General features: G+C 70.2%; 15 protein-coding genes. 8 read left to right on the top strand and 7 right to left on the bottom strand.

All coding sequences use genetic code 11. The annotated features are described in order from the left end of the window. The first annotated feature begins 136 nt into the window (after positions 1 to 136). The 5 genes from ABB33_RS03915 to ABB33_RS03895 all read left to right on the top strand — a co-directional run bounded on the left by ABB33_RS03915 (position 137) and on the right by ABB33_RS03895 (position 5,159). Positions 137 to 418, top strand: a complete 282-nt coding sequence (locus tag ABB33_RS03915) for a hypothetical protein (protein WP_054667274.1) — start codon at positions 137 to 139, stop codon at positions 416 to 418. A 192-nt stretch (positions 419 to 610) separates the two neighbouring features. Then, positions 611 to 1,318 carry a fumarylacetoacetate hydrolase family protein gene (locus ABB33_RS03910; protein ID WP_056931217.1) on the top strand — a complete coding sequence of 236 codons (708 nt, stop codon included), beginning with the start codon at positions 611 to 613 and terminating at the stop codon, positions 1,316 to 1,318. A gap of 55 nt (positions 1,319 to 1,373) precedes the next feature. After that, positions 1,374 to 1,787, top strand: a complete 414-nt coding sequence (gene mscL, locus ABB33_RS03905) for a large-conductance mechanosensitive channel protein MscL (RefSeq protein ID WP_056931216.1) — start codon at positions 1,374 to 1,376, stop codon at positions 1,785 to 1,787. A gap of 132 nt (positions 1,788 to 1,919) precedes the next feature. Continuing rightward, positions 1,920 to 3,335 carry a M28 family peptidase gene (locus ABB33_RS03900; RefSeq protein WP_056931339.1) on the top strand — a complete coding sequence of 472 codons (1,416 nt, stop codon included), beginning with the start codon at positions 1,920 to 1,922 and terminating at the stop codon, positions 3,333 to 3,335. A 186-nt stretch (positions 3,336 to 3,521) separates the two neighbouring features. Continuing rightward, complete coding sequence (locus ABB33_RS03895; protein WP_056931338.1) at positions 3,522 to 5,159, top strand: NAD+ synthase; 1,638 nt, start codon at positions 3,522 to 3,524, stop codon at positions 5,157 to 5,159. Positions 5,160 to 5,234: 75 nt separating this feature from the next. Here ABB33_RS03895 and ABB33_RS03890 read toward each other — a convergent pair whose 3' ends face one another. The 7 genes from ABB33_RS03890 to cysD form a co-directional block, all read right to left on the bottom strand. Then, positions 5,235 to 6,074, bottom strand: a complete 840-nt coding sequence (locus tag ABB33_RS03890; protein WP_054667281.1) for a TrmH family RNA methyltransferase — start codon at positions 6,072 to 6,074, stop codon at positions 5,235 to 5,237. A gap of 15 nt (positions 6,075 to 6,089) precedes the next feature. Then, the gene (locus tag ABB33_RS03885; protein WP_425513308.1) at positions 6,090 to 7,535 is read right to left on the bottom strand and encodes an alanine/glycine:cation symporter family protein; all 1,446 of its coding nucleotides are present in this window, start codon (positions 7,533 to 7,535) and stop codon (positions 6,090 to 6,092) included. Between the two features lie 145 nt (positions 7,536 to 7,680). Further along, positions 7,681 to 8,217, bottom strand: a complete 537-nt coding sequence (locus ABB33_RS03880; protein ID WP_056931214.1) for a GNAT family N-acetyltransferase — start codon at positions 8,215 to 8,217, stop codon at positions 7,681 to 7,683. After that, a complete protein-coding gene (locus tag ABB33_RS03875) occupies positions 8,210 to 11,335 on the bottom strand; it encodes an efflux RND transporter permease subunit (RefSeq protein WP_056931213.1) in 3,126 nt (1,041 codons plus the stop codon). The genes ABB33_RS03880 and ABB33_RS03875 overlap by 8 nt, the downstream gene beginning before the upstream one ends. Then, positions 11,332 to 12,405: an efflux RND transporter periplasmic adaptor subunit gene (locus ABB33_RS03870; RefSeq protein WP_056931212.1), complete on the bottom strand. Its 1,074-nt coding sequence runs from the start codon at positions 12,403 to 12,405 to the stop codon at positions 11,332 to 11,334. The genes ABB33_RS03875 and ABB33_RS03870 overlap by 4 nt, the downstream gene beginning before the upstream one ends. A 394-nt stretch (positions 12,406 to 12,799) precedes the next feature. Beyond that, positions 12,800 to 14,680: a sulfate adenylyltransferase subunit CysN gene (gene cysN / locus ABB33_RS03865; RefSeq protein ID WP_056931211.1), complete on the bottom strand. Its 1,881-nt coding sequence runs from the start codon at positions 14,678 to 14,680 to the stop codon at positions 12,800 to 12,802. Further along, entirely contained in the window at positions 14,680 to 15,591 is a 912-nt protein-coding gene (gene cysD / locus ABB33_RS03860) for a sulfate adenylyltransferase subunit CysD (RefSeq protein WP_056931210.1), read from the bottom strand. The genes cysN and cysD overlap by 1 nt, the downstream gene beginning before the upstream one ends. A gap of 206 nt (positions 15,592 to 15,797) precedes the next feature. Between cysD and ABB33_RS03855 the strand changes: the two genes are divergently transcribed. From ABB33_RS03855 to ABB33_RS03845, 3 genes are read left to right on the top strand one after another with little or no spacing between them, the layout of a single operon-like run. Then, entirely contained in the window at positions 15,798 to 17,687 is a 1,890-nt protein-coding gene (locus ABB33_RS03855) for an assimilatory sulfite reductase (NADPH) flavoprotein subunit (RefSeq protein WP_056931209.1), read from the top strand. A gap of 37 nt (positions 17,688 to 17,724) precedes the next feature. Further along, complete coding sequence (gene cysI, locus ABB33_RS03850; RefSeq protein WP_056931208.1) at positions 17,725 to 19,431, top strand: assimilatory sulfite reductase (NADPH) hemoprotein subunit; 1,707 nt, start codon at positions 17,725 to 17,727, stop codon at positions 19,429 to 19,431. Next, positions 19,428 to 20,159, top strand: a complete 732-nt coding sequence (locus ABB33_RS03845; RefSeq protein ID WP_056931207.1) for a phosphoadenylyl-sulfate reductase — start codon at positions 19,428 to 19,430, stop codon at positions 20,157 to 20,159. Before cysI ends, ABB33_RS03845 begins: the two co-directional genes overlap by 4 nt. Positions 20,160 to 20,168 lie beyond the last annotated feature (9 nt).

Genomic DNA, 20,168 nt, shown 5'->3' with positions numbered 1-20,168 from the left:
CGTCGATTGTCGCACGCCGACCAGGCCCGCCCGGCCAGGGGACAGCATGAATGCGCGCCTTAATTTAACGACAAATTCACTCATCGGCCCGCATCCCCACCGATACTTCGGCCAGTCAAATCGTCATACCACCGACATGCAGATCCGTTATTTCCAGTTCGCCACCCTCCGCAACCTGTTCGCGCCGCGCAAGCCGCGCAACCCGTTGCTGCGGATCGCGCTGGGCCTGCTGGGCCTGGCGATCCTCGCGGTACTGGTCGTGGCCGGGCTGTTCGTCGGCGCGGCGATGATCCTGGTCGGCCTGACCTGGAAGCTGCTGGCCGCGCGCAAGGCGCGTGCCGTGGGCAAGGCCGCCGGCAACGTGATGGATGGCGAGTACCGCGTGGTACGCAAGCCGGCGCTGCCGCACGCCCACTGACGCCGGGCGTCCCCGCCAGGCTTGGACACCCGCGCCCGGCTCCTGCCGGGCGTGTTGCATCCGGCCCGGCCGCGACCACCGCCCGCGCACGAGGTGCAGGCATTCCAGCTGCACCGCCCGCATCGCCTCCGGTACTACCAACGCGACGGCGACGTCCGGCATCATGCGGCCAGCCCCGTTTCCGGACCGACCATGACCGACCTGATTCCCGCTCCGCCCGTTCCCCGCATCCCGGTGGCCGGTGGCGGCACCTTCCCCGTGCGCCGCATCTACTGCGTGGGCCGCAACTTCGCCGACCATGCACGCGAGATGGGCGCCAATGCACCTGCATCGGCTGCCGAGCGTGGGCAGCCGATGTTCTTCATGAAGCCGGCCGACGCCATCGTCACCGGCGATGCGCCGGTTCCCTACCCGCCGGCCACCTCCGACCTGCACCATGAAGTCGAGCTGGTGGTCGCACTGGGCCAGGATGCGCCGGACGGCGTGCTGCCGGTCGACCAGGCCATGTCGCTGGTGCTGGCCTACGGCGTCGGCCTGGACCTGACCCGCCGCGACCTGCAGGCCGCGGCCAAGGCCAAGGGCGGGCCGTGGGACATCGCCAAGGGTTTCGATTATTCGGCACCGGTCAGCATGCTGGTACCCGCCACGCAGGTGGGCGAGCTGGCGCCACTGGAACTGTCGCTGGAGGTCAATGGCCAGACCCGGCAGCACTCCACGCTGGACAACATGATCTGGAGCGTGCCGGAAATCCTGCACGAACTGTCCAGGCTCTATGCGTTGCGCGCCGGCGACCTGGTGTTCATGGGCACTCCGGCGGGCGTGGCCGCGCTGCGACCCGGCGACCGCTTCAGCGCGCGGCTGGGCAACATCGCGCGCCGCGACGGCATGATCGCCGGATGACCGGTGTCGGGGTAGTCTGTGCCTGCCCCCCCTTCACGCTTTACAGGAGAAACCCGTGGGAATGATCAGTGAGTTCAAGGAGTTCGCGATGCGCGGCAACGTCATCGACCTGGCGGTCGGTGTCGTGATCGGCGGCGCATTCGGCAAGATCGTCACCTCGCTGGTGGACAAGGTGATCATGCCGCCGATCGGCTGGATGATCGGCAATGTCGATTTCTCCAAGCTGGCCTGGACGCTGGCGCCGGCGCGGGTAGCCGCCGACGGCACCGAGATCCCGGCGGTGGTGGTCGGCTATGGCGACTTCATCAACACCGTGGTGCAGTTCGTCATCGTCGCCTTCGCCATCTTCATGGTGGTCAAGGTGGTCAACCGGCTGTCGCGCAAGAAGCAAGAGGCGCCCGCCGCACCGGCCGCGCCGAGCGAGGAAGTGCTGCTGCTGCGCGAGATCCGCGACACCCTCAGGAAGTGATGCGCCTGCCGGGGCGATGACCTCCAGCACGGTTGCACCGGAAGCCGCGGGCGTATGCTCGCGGCTTCTTTGTCTGCGAACCCCTCGCAGCCGCCGCGCACGCACCGGTGCGCCCCCGACCTGGAGCCCGCCATGCGCCGCCTCACCTTCGCCATCGCCGCCGTGCTCGCCTGTGCCAGCGTACAGGCCGCCCCCACCCGCATTCCCGAGCAGGCCCTAGCCAGGGCCGCGGAACTGCGCGAGCAGGCGCTGGCCGACGATACCGGCTGGAAGGTGGTCGAATCGCTGACCACCGAAGTCGGCCCGCGCCTGGCCGGCAGCGAAGCCGATGCACGCGCGGTGGAATGGGCCAAGGCGAAGTTCAGGGCGCTGGGCTTCGACAGGGTATGGACCGAACCGGTCACCTTCCCCAAGTGGGAGCGCCGCAGCGAGCAGGCGCAGGTGCTGGGCGCGCATGCGCAGCCGCTGGCGATCACCGCCCTGGGCGGCAGCCCGGCCGGTACCGCCGAGGGCGAGGTGGTGCGCTTCGAAAGCCTGGATGCGCTGAAGGCGGCACCGGCAGGGTCGCTGGCCGGCAAGATCGCCTTCATCGACTACCAGATGACCCGCAGCCGCAGCGGCGAGGACTACGGCATCGGCGGCACGGTGCGCAGCCGCGGCCCCTCCGAGGCGATCCGCAAGGGCGCGCTGGGCTACATCATGCGCTCGGCCGGCACCGATTCGCACCGTGTGCCGCATACCGGCATCACCCGGTTCGACGAGGGCCTGACCCCGGTGCCGTCGGCAGCGCTGTCGGTGCCCGACGCGGAGCAGCTGGCGCGGCTGGTCGCGCGCGGCCCGACCCGGATCCGCATGACCCTGGACTGCGGCTGGGACGGCAGCTACACCTCGCAGAACGTGATCGGCGAAATCACCGGCCGCGAGCTGCCGAAGGAAGTGGTGGTGATCGGCGGCCACCTCGACTCCTGGGACCTGGGCACCGGTGCGGTCGACGACGGCGCCGGCATCGGCATCGGCATGGCCGCCGGCCACCTGATCGGCCAGCTCAGGCAGGCGCCCAGGCGCAGCATCCGGGTGATTGCCTTCGCCAACGAGGAACAGGGCCTGCATGGCGGATTCGCCTATGCCGCCGCACGCGTGAAGGCCAAGGAAATCCCGCTGCAGCACATCGCCGCCGAGAGCGACTTCGGTGCCGGCCGCATCTACGCCTTCAACACCGGCTCGGGCAACCCCGCCGGATCGCGCGAGGCCACCGCGCAGATCGCCCGGGTATTGGCGCCACTGGGCATCGAGTACCGCCCGGACCAGGGCGGCCCCGGCCCGGACGTGGGCCCGCTGGCGGCCAAGGGCGGTGCGTGGGCGTGGCTGGCCCAGGATGGAACCGACTACTTCGACCTGCACCACACCGCCGACGACACCCTGGACAAGATCGACCCGAAGGCGCTGGCGCAGAACGTGGCCGCCTATACCGTGTTCGCCTACCTGGCCGCCGAGTCCGAGGGCAGCTTCGGCAGCGAAGCCAGGGACGTGGTGCCGCCCAAGGAATGAGCCGCGACACGCGCCCGGCAGCGGGCGCGGGCGTGGCAACGCAGCAGCGCCCCCGTCGCCGGGGGCGTTGTCGCATACGGGCATCGCCGGCATCAGCTGGCGTCAACGGCACATCTGGGATAATGCCGGCATCGTCCCACCCCCGCGTCCGTCGTGGACGCCTGCAACGACAAGGCAGCCGACATCATGTCCCGATCCCTCCGCATCGCCCTGGCGCAGTACGACTTCCCGGTCGGCGACGTGGCCGGCAACAGCGCGCGCATCATCGAACTGGCGCAGATCGCCCGCGACGAGTACGGCGCCGACGTGGTGCTGTTCCCCGAACTGGCGGTCAGCGGCTACCCGCCGGAAGACCTGCTGCTGCGCCCCGCGTTCCTGCGCGAGTGCGAGCAGGCGGTCGCCCGCATCGCGTCGCAGGTCCAGGGCATCGTCGCGGTGCTGGGCTGGCCGCAGAGTGCCGGCGCGGTGGTGTACAACGCCGCCAGCGTATTGCGCGACGGCGCCGTTGCCGCCACCTACCGCAAGCGCGAACTGCCCAACTACGCGGTGTTCGACGAGCGCCGCTACTTCGACGTCGACCCGGATGGCGGCAACTGCGTGTTCGAGGTCGGCGGAATCAAGCTGGGACTGCTGGTCTGCGAGGACCTGTGGTTCGCCGAGCCGCTGGCCGCCACCGTGGCCGAAGGCGCCGAACTGGTGCTGGTGGCCAATGCCTCGCCCTACGAGCGCGGCAAGCATGCCCAGCGCGACGCGCTGCTGGCCGAACGCAGCCGCGACAGCGGCGCCGCCATCGCCTACGTCAACCTCGTCGGCGGCCAGGACGCACTGGTGTTCGACGGCGCCTCGGTCGTGGCCGACGGCAGCGGTACGGTACACCCGGCGGCGCTGGCCTTCGCCGAGGAAATGCTGGTGGTCGACTACGACGCCGATACGCGCTCGTTCGTGCCGATGCGCTGGATCGACGACGGCGACGAGAGCATGGACGCGCTGGCCTGGCGCGCCATTACCCGCGGGATCCAGGACTACTGCCGCAAGAACGGCTTCGGCAAGGTCTGGCTGGGCCTGTCCGGCGGCATCGATTCGGCGCTGGTGCTGGCGCTGGCGGTCGATGCGCTGGGCGCGGACAACGTCACCGCGGTGGCACTGCCGTCGCGCTATACGGCCGACCTGTCCAACGAGCTGGCCGCCGAGCAGTGCCGCGCGCTCGGGGTGAAGCTGGAGTCGGTGCCGATCGAGCCCGCCTTCCAGGGCCTGATGCAGTCGCTGTCGACCCTGTTCCAGGGCCAGGCCGCCGACGTGACCGAGGAGAACCTGCAGTCGCGCAGCCGGGGCGTGATCATGATGGCGCTGTCCAACAAGTTCGGCGGGCTGCTGCTGACCACCGGCAACAAGAGCGAGTACGCGGTCGGCTACGCCACCATCTACGGCGACATGTGCGGTGGCTATGCGCCGCTGAAGGACCTGTACAAGACCGAGGTCTACGGCCTGTCGAAGTGGCGCAACACCGTCGGCGGCGCACCGGTGATCCCGCCGGCGGTGATCGCCCGCGCACCCTCGGCCGAACTGCGCGAGAACCAGACCGACCAGGATTCGCTGCCGGCCTACGACGTGCTCGACGGCATCCTGTACCGGTACATCGACCAGGAGCAGTCGCGCGAGGACATCGTCGGCGCCGGCTATGCGCCGGAGGTGGTGGACCGGGTACTGCGGCTGGTACGCACCAGCGAATGGAAGCGGCACCAGGCCGCGCCCGGCCCGAAGATCTCGCGCCGCGCATTCGGCCGCGAGCGGCGCTATCCGATCAGCAACGGCTACCGCGGCTAGTCACCGGGTTCGTCCAGCGCCGCGGCGCCCCGCTGCGGCAGGCCGGGGGATGCAGCGGCGGCGTGGCCGCGCGCCTCAGCCCCTCGCCTGGCGGCTGCGCCAGCCGGCCAGGAACACCGCGGTGGCCGCGGCGACGTTGAGGCTTTCCACCGCGCCGGTGCCGGGAATGGACAGGCGCAGGTCGCAGCTCTGCGCGAAGCCGCGGTCCATGCCCTCGCCCTCGGCGCCCATCACGTAGACCATGCGCGGCGGCAACGGCGTGGCGAACAGGTCCTGCCCGCCCTCCACCAGCGTCGCGGCCAGCGCGAAGCCGGCATCGCGCAGCTGCGACAGCGCCTGCGGCAGTGCCGGCAGACGCACCAGCGGCACCGCTTCGGCACCGCCCTCGGCGACACGGGCGGCAGCCCCGGACAGGCTCAGCGTCGATTCGGCCGGCAACAGGATGCCGGCCGCACCGAAATGCGCGGCCGAGCGCAGGATCGCGCCGAAGTTGTGCGGGTTGCCCACGCCGTCCAGCCACAGCGCCAGCACCGGGCCGTCATCCAGCGCCGCCAGCCAGGCGGCCAGCGGCTGCGGCTCGGCACGCAGCACGTCGGCCACCACGCCTTCGTGGTGGGTGGTGGCGGCGAGCTTGTTGAGGTCGCCCTCGCCCACCACGCGGTAGCCGACGCGGTTGCCCACGCACCACTTGAGCAACGGCTGCAGGCGCGGGATCAGCGCCTCGGCCAGGTACAGCTTGCGCAATGCCTGAGGGCGGCGCGCATGCATCGCCAGCACCGCGTTGACGCCATACAGGCGCAGTTCGTCGTTGCCACGCACCGGACCGGAGCCATCGCCGCGCGCGCCCGAAGGCGGCAGCGGCGTGGCGCGCGGCGGGCGCGCGGAGGGACGACGGTTGTTCCAGGGGCTGTTCACTGCCGTTGCACTCGCTTACTTGTTGCCGCGCCAGAAATCGGCGTTGCGGATGCCCAGCGCATCCGGGTCGAACGTCGGGTCCAGGCCCAGCTTCTTCTGCCGCTCGTAGTCGGACAGCGCCAGCATCGCCGGCTTCTGCAGGATCAGGATGGCGATCACGTTGAGCCAGGCCATCAGGCCGACGCCGATGTCGCCCAGCGCCCACGCCATCTTGGCGTTGTGGAAGGCGCCGAACACCACCATGCCCATGATGCCCAGTCGCAGCAACAGCGTCGCCGCAGGATGCGTGCGGTTGCTGCCGGCCAGGTAGGTCAGGTTGGTCTCGGCCATGTAGTAGTAGGCCATGATGGTGGTGAAGGCGAAGAAGAACAGCGCCAGCGCCACGAAGCCCGCGCCCCAGCCCGGCAGCACCGACTCGACCGCGGCCTGGGTGAACAGCGCGCCCTCAGAGGGCGCCACGCCGGGCACGCCGCTCACGATCGCCTCCAGCTTCTGCACGCCGCCTTCGGTGACCTCGCGGAACACGTTGTACATGCCGGTGGACAGCAGCAGGAAGGCGGTGGAGGTGCACACCAGCATGGTGTCGAAGTAGATGGCGAACGCCTGCACGTAGCCCTGCTTGGCCGGGTGCGAAACCTCGGCCGCGGCGGCCGCGTGCGGGCCGGTACCCTGGCCGGCCTCGTTGGCATAGATGCCGCGCTTCACGCCCCAGGCGATGGCCTGGCCGATGATGCCGCCAAAGGCCGCATGCGCGCCGAAGGCGCTGGAGAAGATGTCGGCGAACATCGCCGGCACCTTGCCGGCGTTGAGCATCATCACCACGACGGCCATCAGGATGAAGCCCAGCGCCATGAACGGCACGATCACTTCGGCGAAGCTGGCGATGCGCTTGACCCCGCCGAAGATGATCACGCCCAGCAGCGCCGCGACCGCGATGCCGATCCACAGCTTCATGCTGGCGGCGCCGCCCAGCGAAGCGCAGGCATCGGCGCCGGTGCACAGCACGTTGACCGCGCTGTCGGCGATGGCATTGGCCTGCACGCCCGGCAGCAGGAAGCCGGCGGCGATCACCGTGGCCACGGCGAAGGCCGCCGCGTACCACTTCAGGCCCATCGCCTTCTCGATGTAGTACGCCGGGCCGCCGCGGTAGCGGCCTTCCGCATCCTTGGTCTTGTAGATCTGCGCCAGGGTCGACTCGACGTAGGAGGTGGAGGCGCCGAGGAAGCCCATCACCCACATCCAGAAGATCGCGCCCGGGCCGCCGTAGGCGATGGCGGTGGCCACGCCGGCGATGTTGCCGATGCCCATGCGCCCGGCCATCGACATGGCCAGCGCCTGGAACGAGGAGACACCGGCATCGGACTTCTGCCCGCGCACGGTGAGCCGGCACATCTCCGCAAAGCCGCGGATCTGCATGAAGCGGGTGCGCAGGGTGAACCACAGCCCTGCGCCCAGGCACATGAAGATCAGCGCATTGCTCCAGATGATGCCATTTACATATTCGACGATGGATTCCACACGATCTCCCCGGATGGCTGAAGGTAGGCGGGTGCCGGCTTCAGGAACCGGCGATTCTTCCACGATTGCAGGGCCCTGTGCAGGGCGGTCACGACCCCGGCGGCCACGCCCGCAAGCGGGCGAAGCAGTGCATGTCGTGCAGTACGCCATCCTTGAACACGGCCTGGCGCTCCAGGCCTTCCTCGATGAAACCGGTCTTGAGCAGCACCCGCGCCGAGGCGGGATTGCCGGCCATGACCTGTGCCGCCAGCCGGTACAGGCCCAGTTCGTCCATCACCCACGGCGCGAAACCGTCCACGACCGTGGTCATGATGCCCTGCCCCCAGTGGCGCCGCCCCAGCCAGTAGCCCAAGGTCGCGCCATGCCGGCGCTCGCCGCTGCCCTGCTGCACGCCGATGCCGCCGCAGGCCTCACCGTCGATCTCCAGCGCGAACACCGGCCCGGACAGGTCCAGCACCTGCCCGGACAGGAACGCTTCGCCGTCGGCACGGGTGTAGGGATAGGGGAAGCGCGTGCCCAGCCCGCGCGACACCGCCGCATCATCGGCATGCCGCAGCAGCGACTCCAGGTCGTCCGCCCGCCAGTGGCGCAGCCGTACCGCGCCGATGGCGGGCGGCTCACGCATGCCCGCCCACCGATGGCGTGTCGCGTTCCTGCCTGGCCAGCTCGTTGGCCACCGTTTCCGGCGACTGGGTGTAGGGTGCCAGCAGCGCGTAGAACGCCGGCACCACGAACAGCGACAGGAAGGTGGAGACGGCGACGCCGAAGATCACCACGATGCCGATGGTGCCGCGGCTGGCCGAACCCGGGCCGCCGGCCAGCACCAGCGGCACCGCGCCGACCACGGTGGCGATGGAGGTCATCAGGATCGGGCGCAGGCGCACCGTCGATGCCTCGACGATGGCCTGGTGCACGTTGCGGCCCTCGTCGCGCAGCTGGTTGGCGAACTCCACGATCAGGATGCCGTTCTTCGCCGCCAGGCCGACCAGCATGACGATGCCGATCTGGCTGAACAGGTTGAGCGTGCCGCCGCTGACGTACAGGCCGATGAAGGCGCCAAGCACGCCCAGCGGCACGGTGAGCATGATCACCAGCGGGTGGATGAAGCTCTCGAACTGCGCGGCCAGCACCAGGTAGACCACCAGCAGCGCCATGGCGAAGGTCAGCAGCACCGCGCCACCGGCGCTCTGGTACTCGCGCGACTCGCCCTTCCAGTCGATCTGCGCGTACTCGGGCAGTTCCTCGCGCGCCACCTGCTGCACCCAGGCGATGGTCTCGCCCAGCGTGTGGCCGGGGGCGACGCTGGCGCTGATGGTGATCGAGCGCAGCCGGTTGAAGCGGTTCAGGGTGCCGGCCTCGGCCACCTCGCTGAGGCTGACCAGGTTGGACAGCGGCACCAGTTCGCCCGAACGCGCGCGCACCTGGATCGCGGCCAGGTCGGCCGGCGACGCGCGGCCCTCGCGGCCGGCCTGCACCAGTACGTCGTATTCCTCGCCGTTGTCGACGAAGGTGGTGACGCGGCGCGAGCCCATCATGGTTTCCAGCGCGCGGCCGATGTCGGTCACGCTCACGCCCAGGTCGGCGGCACGCTGGCGGTCGATGTTGACCCGCATCTGCGGCCGGGTTTCCTTGTAGTCCGAATCGGCGCCGACCAGGCCCGGGTAGTCGGCCATGCGTGCCAGCAGGCGGTCGCGCCACTGCGCGATCTCCGCGTACTCCGGTCCGCCCAGCACCACCTGGAATGGCTGCCCGAAGCTGCGCACCAGGCCGCCGCCGACCTGGGTACGCACGCGCACCCCGCTCAGTCCATCCAGTTCCTTCTGCAGTGCGCCGGCGACGTCGGCGGTGGCCTCCTCGCGCTGCCGCCACGGCTGCAGGAACACGCTGATGCGGCCGGTGTGCATTTCCTCGCTGTTGCCCCAGCCGCCCGGCACGCGCGGGTTGGCGCGCACGATGGGCTCCTCGGGGCCGACGAAGCGGTCGACGATGCGCTCGACCTGCTGCACCTGGCCGACGGTGTAGTCGAAACCGGCGCCTTCCGGGCCGTCGATGATGATCTGGAACGAACCACGGTCCTCGGCCGGCGCCAGCTCCGAGGGCAGCAGCCGGAACAGGCCCCAGCTGGCACCCAGCGCGGCCAGCATCACCAGCCCGAACACCCAGCTGCGCTGCACGTGGCGGTCCAGCACGCGGCCGTAGGCCGCCGCCACGCGCGCCAGCTGGCGGTCGACGAAGCGGTTGATGCGGCTGGGCCGGCGCTCGCTGTGCGGCCTGAGCAGCTTGGAGGCCATCATCGGGGTCAGGGTCAGCGCGACGAAGGCCGACAGCGCCACCGCCGCGGCCAGCGCCACCGCCAGCTCGCGGAACAGGCGCCCGGTGTTGCCCTCGAGGAACCCCACCGGCAGGAACACCGCCACCAGTACCGCGGTGGTGGCGATCACCGCGAACGCCACCTGGGTGGTGCCGCGCCGCGCGGCGACCAGCGGCGGTTCGCCCAGGTCGATGCGCCGCTGCACGTTCTCCACCACCACGATGGCGTCGTCCACCACCAGGCCGATGCACAGCACCAGCGCCAGCAGGGTGAACAGGTTGATCGAGAAGCCGAAGGCGAACAGCGCGATGAACGCCGCCACCAGGCACACCGGCACCGTCACCGCCGGGATCAGCGCCGCGCGCAGGCTGCCCAGGAACAGCCAGATCACCACCAGCACCAGGAGCATCGCCTCCACCAGGGTGGCGTAGACGCGCTCGACCGCCGCCTCGATGAACGTGGTGTTGTCGAAGGCGACGAAGATCCGGGTGCCGGCCGGCAGTGTCCTGGCGATGCGTTCGGCCTCGGCGCGGGTCGCGCGGGCCACGTCCAGCGCGTTGGCGGTGGAGGTCTTGACGATGCCCATGCCGATGCCGGGCTCGCCGTTGCTGCGGTAGTAGGCGCGGCGCTCGGCCGAGGCCAGTTCCACCTTGGCCACGTCGCCCAGCCGCACCACGTAGCCGTCGCTGCCCTTGCCCAGCGGGATGCTGGCGAAATCGGCCGGGGCCACGTAGCTGCGTTCCACGCGCAGGGTGAAGTCGCGGTCGGTCGATTCGATGCGGCCGGCCGGCAGTTCCACGTTCTCGCTGCGCAGCGCCGCTTCCACCTCGCCCACGGTCAGGCCGCGCGCGGCCAGCTGGTCGCGGTCCAGCCAGATGCGCATGGCATAGCGCTGGCGCCCGCCGATGCGCACCTGGGCCACGCCGTCGATGCTGGTGAAACGGTCGACCACGTAGCGCTCGGCGTAGTCGCTGAGCTCCAGCGTGTCCATCGTCGAGGAGCTCATGTTGAACCAGATGATCGGGTCGGCGTCGCTCTCGACCTTGGCGATCTCCGGCGGGCGCGCCTCTTCGGGCATGCGGTCGGCGACGCGGCTGACCGCATCGCGCACGTCATTGGCGGCAGCCTCGATGTCGCGGTTGGCGGTGAATTCGATGCTCACCGACGCGCGGCCGTTGGTACTGCGCGCGTTGATGGTGTCGATGCCCTCGATGCCGGCCAGGGCGTCTTCCAGCACCTGGGTGATGCGGCTCTCGATCACCGCGGCCGAGGCGCCGGTGTAGTCGACCGACACCGAGACGATGGGCGGGTCGATCGCCGGCAGCTCGCGCAGGGTCAGGCGGTTGAAGGACATCAGCCCCAGCACCACCAGCAGCAGGCTCATCACCACGGCCAGTACCGGCCGCTTGATCGACAGGTCCGACAGCTTCATTCGGTGCGGGCCCCGGCGGCGGCCGGTTCGGCCCTGGCATCGGCGATGCGCAGGCCCGGGCGCAGCTTGCCGGTACCGTCGACCACGATGCGCTGCCCGGCTTCCAGGCCCTGCATGATCTCGACCACGCCGGAACGGCGGATGCCGGTCTTCACGTCGACGCGCTCGACGGTGGCGTCGCCCTTGACCCGGAACACGTAGGAATCACGGCCGACCTGGACCACCGCGATCTCGGGGATCACCAGCGCCTTGCGCTCGGGGCGGAACACGCGCACATCCAGCAGCATGCCCGGGCGCAGCGCATGGTCGGGGTTGGAGAAATCGGCGCGCACGGTGACCGCGCGGCTGCCCGGGTCGACGCGCGCATCGATGGTGCTGACCACGCCTTCGAAGCTGCGCCCCGGGTAGGCGATGCTGCTGCCGCTGACCTTGTCGCCGGGCTTGAGCGAGGCCAGTTCGGCTTCCGGCACCTGGAAATCGACATGCATGCGCGAGATGTCGTCGAGCGTGGCGATGACCGTGGCCGGGGTGACCAGCGAGCCGGGGCTGACCTGGCGGATGCCCAGCACGCCGGCGAACGGCGCCCGCACCTGGCGATCGGCCACGTCCGCGCGCATCTGCCGCACCCGCGCCTCGGCGGCGTCACGGATCGACTTCTGGGTGTCCAGGGTGGAACTGGCGACCAGTTGCTGGGTGGCCAGCTCGCTCTGGCGCCGGTACAGGCGGTCGGCTTCATCGAAGGTGGCCTGGGCCTGGGCCAGCGCGGCCTGCTGCGCTTCGATGCGCAGGGTCACCAGCGGCGCGCCGGCACCGACTTCCTGGCCACTGTCGAAATGCACCGCGTCGATGATCTCGCTGACCTTGGCGGTGACCGCCACCGACTCCCGCGCCTTGGTGGTGCCGATCGCCTGCAGGGTGTCGTTCCAGGCCGAGTGCGTGACCACCTGGGTGGTCACCGGCACGGTGCCGCCCTGTGCGCGCGGCGCATCGCCGGCACCCCGACCGCAACCTGCCAACATCAGCACCACGACAGTGCCACCGGCCAGGGTGGCCGCAAAACGCCCCAACATACGCAGTTCCGTCCAATACACGATCGGGCAGTCTAGCCGGCACCGGTGAAGGGCCGGATGTGCCATTGGGTGGGGCCATGGCACAACCCGGGGCTGGGCATCCATTGCCTGGCGTTATGGCCGGGGACGGCCCCGCGACGCGTGGCCGGGAAGCCGGGCCGCCGCGACGGGCAGCGCGGGGCCCGCGCGGGGCGTGACGGATGCAGGCGCCGCTGGAGGGACGCCCGGTGCGCGCCGGGCCAGCGCCCATTCCCCCCTGACCGGGGGCCTGCATCCGTCGGGAGGCGGGCGGGCGCCGCAGGCCATGGCCAGGCCGATGGCGCGGGCAGCATCGACGGCGCATGTGCAACCCGGCCCAGCCCCCCCCAGGGGCGGACCAACCCGGGCCGGCGTCTTAGCGCAGCGCCAGCCGCACCACCTGGTCGGCCATCGCGTCCAGCGCCTCGCCGTCGGCATACAGGTGCAGCTCCGGTGCTTCCGGCGGCTCGTAGGGCGAATCGATGCCGGTGAAGTTGGGAATCTGCCCGGCCCGCGCCTTGCGGTACAGGCCCTTCACGTCGCGCGATTCGGCGACCTCCAGCGGCACGTCGACGAACACCTCGATGAACTCGCCCTCGGCGAAAAGCTCGCGTGCCATCTGCCGCTCCGCACGGAACGGCGAGATGAAGCTGACCAGCACGATCAGCCCGGCGTCGACCATCAGCCGGGCCACCTCGGCCACGCGGCGGATGTTCTCCACCCGGTCCTCGTCGGTGAAGCCCAGGTCGCGGTTCAGGCCATGGCGGACGTTGTCGCCATCGAGCAGGAAGGTGTGGCAACCGCGCGCATGCAGGCGCTTCTCGACCTGGTTGGCGATGGTGGACTTGCCGGCGCCGGACAGGCCGGTGAACCAAAGCACCCGCGGGGCCTGCCCCTTGATCCGCGCACGCGCGGCCCGGTCCACGTCCAGGTGCTGCCAGTGCACGTTGCCGGCACGGCGCAGGGCGAAGTCCAGGGTGCCGGCGGCGACGGTGGCGTTGCTCTGGCGGTCGATCAGGATGAAGCCGCCCAGCGCGCGGTTGCGCGCGTAGGGTTCGAAGGCGATCGGCTCGTCCAGCGACAGGTTGCAGTAGCCGACCTCGTTCAGCTCCAGCCGCTTGGCCGCCAGCTTGTCCTGCGTGTTCACGTCGATGCGGTGCTTGATCTCGCTGATGCTGGCAGCCACGGTGCGGCTGCCGATCTGCAGCCAGTACGGCCGCCCGGGCAGCAGCGCGGCATCGTCCATCCACAGCACGTGCGCGGCGAACTGGTCGGCCACCTCGGGCGGGTCGCCGGCGGCGGCGATGACATCGCCACGGCTGACGTCGATCTCGTCGGCCAGGACCAGGGTCACCGCCTGGCCGGCACGGGCGACGTCCAGCCGCCCATCCGGGCCCAGCACCTCGCGCACCGTCGAACGCCGCGCCGACGGCAGCACCACCACCGGGTCGCCGCCACGCACCTGGCCGGCGGCCAGGGTGCCGGCGAAGCCACGGAAATCCTGGTGCGGACGGTTCACCCACTGCACCGGCAGGCGCAGGCCGCCACCGGCGTCATGGCCGGCGATGGCCACCGTGTCCAGGTGTTCGAGCAGGGTCGGGCCGGCATACCACGGCATCAACGCCGAGCGCGCGGACAGGTTCTGCCCTTCCAGCGCCGACAGCGGGATGGCCTGCACGTGGGCGATGCCCATCTGCGCGGCCAATGCCGCGTACTCGCCGGCGATACGTTCGAACACCGCCGCGTCGTAATCGACCAGGTCCATCTTGTTGACCGCCAGCACCACCTGGCCGATGCCCAGCAGCGAGATGATGTAGCTGTGGCGGCGGGTCTGCTGCAGCAACCCCTTGCGCGCGTCCACCAGCACCACCGCCAGGTCGGCGGTGGAGGCGCCGGTGGCCATGTTGCGGGTGTACTGCTCGTGGCCCGGGCAGTCGGCGACGATGTACTTGCGCCGGTCGGTATCGAAATAGCGGTAGGCCACGTCGATGGTGATGCCCTGCTCGCGCTCGGCGGCCAGCCCGTCCAGCAGCAGCGCATAGTCGATGCTCTCGCCCTGGGTGCCATGGCGGCGACTGTCGGCCTCCAGCGCCACCAGCTGGTCGTCGAACAGGCGCTTGCTCTCGTACAGCAGCCGCCCGATCAGCGTGCTCTTGCCGTCATCGACGCTGCCGCAGGTGATGAAACGCAGCAGGGGCTTGGATTCGTGCTGCTGCAGGTACGTGGCGATATCGGAAGACGTTGCCGGTGCGTTCATCAGAAATAGCCCTCCAGCTTCTTCTTCTCCATCGACGCGGACGGATCGTGGTCGATCACCCGGCCCTGCCGCTCGGAACTGGTGGACACCAGCATTTCGGCGATGATCTTCTCCAGCGTGTCGGCCTGCGATTCGATGGCGCCGGTCAGCGGGTAGCAGCCCAGCGTGCGGAAGCGCACCCTGCGCTGCTGCGGCACCTCGCCCGGAAGCAGCGGCAGGCGCTCGTCGTCGACCATGATCAGGCTGCCGTCACGCTCGACGACCGGGCGCTCGGCGGCGAAGTACAGCGGCACCACCGGGATCTTCTCGCGGTAGATGTAGAGCCAGATGTCCAGCTCGGTCCAGTTGGACAGCGGGAACACGCGCACGCTCTCGCCGGGGTGGATGCGCGCGTTGTACAGGTTCCAAAGCTCCGGGCGCTGGTTCTTGGGGTCCCAGCGGTGGCGGTCGTTGCGGAACGAGAACACGCGCTCCTTGGCCCGCGACTTCTCCTCGTCGCGCCGCGCGCCGCCGATGGCCGCATCGAACTTCCACTTGTCCAGCGCCTGCTTCAGGCCCTGGGTCTTCATCACGTCGGTATGCACGGACGCGCCATGGCTCACCGGGCCGATGTCGCGGGCGATGCCATCGGGATTGATGTGCACGCGCAGGTCCACGCCGGTCTCGGCGACACGGCGGTCGCGGAAGGCGATCATCTCGCGGAACTTCCAGCGCGTATCCACGTGCAGCAGCGGAATCGGCGGCACCCCGGGCGCGAATGCCTTGAGCAGCAGGTGCAGCAGCACCGAGCTGTCCTTGCCGACCGAATACAGCAGCACCGGGTTGGCAAAGCCGGCCGCGACCTCGCGCAGGATGTGGATGCTCTCGGCTTCCAGCCGGTCGAGGTGCGACAAAGGGGCGGTAACGGTCATTGCGGAAGTGTCAGCGGCTGCACGTGTAAGAACGGTGGAAGGGTAACAGCGCAGGCAGGCGCTAGTCCCCCGACGGGACGGCGAGTGTGCGCCCCACCCACCCCGCGCAGAAATAAACGCAGGGCATGAACCGATAACCGCGCATCCTTTCACGTGCATCACGCCACTCCCTAGCATCGGTCATCCCATCCCAGACCGGACAGCACATGACCGCCGTCGCCACCGCCGTGCCCCCCAGCCCCCTGCCCGAGGACCGCAGGGTGCTGCTGGCGCGCCTGGTCGAGGGCCTGGACGGCAACAGCCTGTGGTGGCTGTCCGGCTTCGCCGCCGGGATGGCCCAGGGCCATCCGCCACCGTCGCTGGCGGTGATTCCCGGCGGCCCGCCCGCCGCGCAGGCCGCGGGACGCCTGACCATCGTCTACGGCAGCCAGACCGGCAACGCACGCCGTGCCGCCGAGCAGCTGGCCGGCGATGCCGAGGCCGCGGGACTGGCGGTACGGCTGCTGCGCGCCGATGCCTACCCCACCCGCGAGCTGGCCGGCGAGCGCCTGCTGTACATCGTCATCAGCACCCAGGGCGAGGGCGATCCGCCGGACGACGCCATCGGCCTGGTCGAATTCATCGCCGGCAGGCGCGCACCGAAGCTGCCCGGACTCAGGTATGCCGTGCTCGGCCTGGGCGATTCCAGCTACGTCGATTTCTGCGGCATCGGCCGCAGGCTGGATGCGCGCCTGGCCGAACTGGGCGCGCAGCGCCTGCAGCCGCTGGGCGAGGCCGACCTGGACATCGACAGCGTGGCCGTGCCCTGGCGGACCCGGGCCCTGGCCGATGCGCGCCAGGTGCTGGGCGAAGGCGTCGCGGCGGCCACCAGCAACGTCACCCCGCTGCGTCATGCCCAGGGCAGCGCACATGGCGCCGCGCATCCGTTCCCCGCCGAACTGCTGGCGCGGCAACTGATCAGCGGCCGCGACTTCAAGGGCCCGGGCTATGGCCAGTACGGCCGCATCGACAAGCGCGTGCATCACCTCGAACTGTCGCTGGAAGGCAGTGGCCTGCACTACGAGCCGGGCGACGCGCTGGGCATCGTCCACCGCAATCCGCCGCAACTGGTCGATGCCATCCTCGCCGCCACCGGGCTGGATGGCGACACCGGCGTCAGCCACGACGGCCACGAGCGCCCACTGGCGCAGTGGCTGGGCGGGCACCGCGAACTGACCCGCATCTCGCGCCCGCTGCTGGCCAGCGTGGCCGAACGCAGCGGCAACGCCGACCTGGCCGGCCTGCTGCAGCCGGCCCGCGGCGACGAACTGGCCGCGGTGTTCGCCGACCACCAGCTGGTCGACGTGCTGCAGCGCTGGCCGGCCGACTGGGATGCCGCCGCCCTGGTCGCCGCGCTGCGCCCGGCCGCGCATCGCCTGTATTCGATCGCCTCCAGCCGCAAGCGGGTGGGCGAGGAAGTGCACCTGACCGTCGACGAACTGGCCTACGACGCGCATGGCCGCGGCCATGTTGGCGCCGCCAGCGCGTTCCTCGCCGCGCTGGAGGAAGGCGCGCAGGTGCCGGTGTTCGTCGAGCCGAACGAGCGCTTCCGCCTCCCCGCCGACGCCAGCCGCGACATCATCATGATCGGCCCGGGTACCGGCGTGGCGCCATTCCGTGGCTTCGTGCAGGAGCGCGCCGAGACCGGCGCCAGCGGCCGCAACTGGCTGTTCTTCGGCGCGCGCCACTTCAACAGCGACTTCCTCTACCAGGTCGAGTGGCAGGAGGCACTGCAGAGCCGGCAGCTGCATCGCCTCGACCTGGCCTTCTCCCGCGACCATCTGAAATCCCCGCACATGGATGTGCGGGCTGCTGCGGGGGACCCGCACCAACGAATCTACGTGCAGCACCGCCTGCGCGAGCGCGGCCGCGACCTGTACGACTGGCTGCAGGGTGGCGCGCACCTGTACGTATGCGGCGCCATCGCCATGGGCAGGGACGTGCACGCCGCCCTGCTGGAGGTGATCGCCGCGCACAACGGCGGCGATGCCGACGCCGCGGCCGACTACCTGTCCGCGCTGCAGCGCGAAGGCCGTTACGCCCGCGACGTGTACTGAAGCCGCCGCCGCGGCCCACACAGCCATTGGACAGACCATGAGCCACCCTTCCGTCGAAAAGATCAAACGCGAAAGCCGGCGCCTGCGCGGCACCATCAGCGAAGGCCTGCTGGATGCCAGCACCGGCTCGCTGGGCTTCGAGGACCAGCGCACCATCAAGTTCCACGGCAGCTACCAGCAGGACGACCGCGACCTGCGCGACGAGCGCCGCCGGCAGAAGCTCGAGCCCGCGCACCAGTTCATGATCCGCATCCGCGCGCCGGGCGGCGTGTTCACCCCGCAGCAGTGGCTCGCGCTCGACCGCATCGCCACCACCTGGGGCAACCACTCGCTGCGGGTGACCACGCGCCAGACCTTCCAGTTCCACGGCGTGATCAAGCGCGAGCTGAAGGCGACGATGCAGGCGATCAACGCCGCGGCGCTGGATACGGTCTCGGCCTGCGGCGACGTCAACCGCAACGTGCTCGGCGCCAGCAACCCGCTGCAGTCGGACCTGCATGCGCAGGTACACGAATGGGCGCAGCAGCTGTCGCTGCGCTTCCGCCCGGCCACCCGCGCCTATTACGAGATCTGGCTGGACGAGGAGAAGGTGGCCGAAAGCGGGGTCGAGCACGAACCGCTGTACGGCGAGACCTACCTGCCGCGCAAGTTCAAGATCGCCGTGGCGGTGCCGCCGCACAACGACGTCGACGTATTCGCCAACGACCTCGGCCTGGTCGCCATCGTCGACGGCGCCGGCAACCTTTCCGGCTTCAACGTCGCCATCGGCGGCGGCATGGGCGCCAGCCACGGCATCGCCGCGCACTACCCGCGGGTGGGCAACGTGATCGGCTTCGTGACGCCGGAACAGGTGTTCGCCATCGCCGAGGCCGCCATCTCCGTGCAGCGCGACCTGGGCGACCGCGAGGAACGCAAGCATGCGCGTTTCAAGTACACCATCGACGACCATGGCACCGATGCGATCGTGGCGCTGATGCAGGAACGGGCCGGCGTCGTCCTGCAGCCGGCGCGGCCGTTCCGCTTCGAGCACAACGGCGACCGTTTCGGCTGGGTCGAGGGCGGCAACGGGCTGTGGCACCTCACCCTGTCCCTGCCCAGCGGGCGCATCGCCGACACCCCGGGCCGGCCGCTGCTGACCGGCATGCGCGAGATCGCCCGCGTCCACCAGGGCGAGTTCCGCCTGACCGCCAACCAGAACGTGGTCATCGCCGGCGTGCCGGCGGCGCAGCGCGCGCTCATCGACGCGCTGGTCGTGGAGCATGCGCTGGACCTGGAAAACAACGCGCCCACCGCCACCGCGCGCACTGCGGTGGCATGCGTGGCGCTGCCGACCTGCGCGCTGGCCATGGCCGAGGCCGAGCGCTACCTGCCCGGCTTCCTCGCCGCGCTGGAACCGCTGCTGGCCCGGCATGGGCTGCGCGAGGCGCCGATCCTGCTGCGCGTGTCCGGCTGCCCCAACGGCTGCTCGCGTCCGTACCTGGCCGAGATCGCCCTGGTCGGCCGCGCACCGGGCCGCTACAACCTGTTCCTCGGCGGCGACCACCGCGGCCAGCGCCTGAACACGCTGTACCGCGACAACGTCACCGAGGCGCAGATCCTGCAGGCACTGGAACCTCTGCTGGCGCGTTATGCCAGCGACCGCGAGGCCGGCGAGCGCTTCGGCGACTTCCTGCACCGCAGCGGGCTGGTCGAACTGCCGCCCTACCCCACCCACCGCCAGATTGCCGTGGAACTGCACGCATGAGCGCCCTGCCCCTGTCTTCCCGCGACCCCGCAAGCACTGCCGCCACCGAGGACGTCGCCACGCTCGACGCGCGGCTCGAGGCGATGGACGCAACCGCGCGCGTGCGCTGGGCATTGCAGCACCTGCCGGGCACACACGTGCTGTCCTCGAGTTTCGGCGCACAGTCGGCGGTGACCCTGCACCTGCTCAGCCGCCAGCAGCCGGACATCCCGGTGATCCTGATCGACACCGGCTACCTGTTCCCGGAAACCTACCGCTTCGCCGACACGCTCACCGAGCGCCTGGGCCTGAACCTGAAGGTGTACCGTCCGCTGGTCAGCCGCGCGTGGATGGAGGCCCGCCACGGCCGCCTGTGGGAGCAGGGCCTGGTCGGCATCGAGCAGTACAACAACCTGCGCAAGGTCGAGCCGATGAAACGCGCCCTGGACGAACTGCAGGCCGCCACCTGGTTCACCGGCCTGCGCCGCAGCCAGTCGGCCGGCCGTGCCGCCACGCCGGTGCTGCAGCGTCGCGATTCGCGCTGGAAGGTCAACCCGATCGCCGACTGGAGCGACCGCGACGTGTGGCAGTACCTCAAGCAGCATGACCTGCCCTACCACCCGCTGTGGGAACAGGGCTATGTCTCCATCGGCGACTACCACACCACCCGCCGCTGGGAGCCGGGCATGCGCGAGGAAGACACCCGCTTCTTCGGCCTCAAGCGCGAGTGCGGGCTGCACGAGATGTGAGCACTACAG

The sequence above is a fragment of the Stenotrophomonas acidaminiphila genome (genome assembly GCF_001431595.1).
Lineage (GTDB): Bacteria > Pseudomonadota > Gammaproteobacteria > Xanthomonadales > Xanthomonadaceae > Stenotrophomonas > Stenotrophomonas acidaminiphila.
The sequence above is the reverse complement of the archived record's forward strand: the minus strand, read 5'-3'. Positions and strand labels throughout refer to the sequence as shown.